Source organism: Phyllobacterium sp. P5_D12 (assembly GCF_054049495.1).
In genome coordinates this window covers 1-601 of record NZ_JBFUMG010001151.1, presented here as the reverse complement: position 1 = coordinate 601, position 601 = coordinate 1, and the positions used below count along the sequence as shown (strand labels likewise).

The 601-nt window shown below is 56.4% G+C and carries 1 protein-coding gene and 1 pseudogene; both read left to right on the top strand.

All coding sequences use genetic code 11. From position 1 onward, the window contains the following. Positions 1-375, top strand: a 375-nt coding sequence (locus ACXJ5O_RS29225; protein ID WP_457302951.1) for a flagellar protein FlgN, incomplete at its 5' end; no start/stop codon positions are given. Then, positions 372-601 (top strand): annotated as a pseudogene (locus ACXJ5O_RS29220) (hypothetical protein); the annotation flags it as partial. The gene ACXJ5O_RS29225 and the pseudogene ACXJ5O_RS29220, both read left to right, overlap by 4 nt.

Here is a 601-nt window from a genome sequence, read left to right as displayed (position 1 = left end):
GTGCCCGAACCGGCGCTGGAGCCCGTCCTCTTCGCCATTCGCCGTTTGGAAGATGTCGTGGAGCGCGAGACACGGCTGCTTCTCGAAGGTCAGTTGGTAGATCTTGCAAATATCAACGCCAATAAGAGCCGCGGGCTACGTGATTTCAACAAGGCGATGGGCAAGGCGGTGAAGACCGTCGATACGCGCGCGCTTAAGACGCTCCAGCCGGTTCTCGATAGCCTGCGTCAGAAGCTTGATCGCAATTGCGATGCCATCAAATTGCACTTGCGTGCAGTGACAGAGCTCGCGGGAATTATCCGCGATGCGCTTGAGACACAGGAAGCCGACGGAACGTACACTGCGAGCCAGGTCAGAAATGGGCTCGGTGCATGATCCGTATTGTGCTGATCGGTCTGTGGATCTGCGTCGTTGCACTGGGATCCCTGTATTTTGCCGTCTGGCAGAATTCGGCGACAGCAGCCGTTGCACCCAACGCTCAGGAGGCACTGGATGATGGCAAGACCGAAGTATTCAGCGTTCCGATCATCGTGGACAACGCGGTTCAGGGTTATGTAGTGTCTCAGTTGGCCTATACACTAGATCACACGGTGAACGCGTC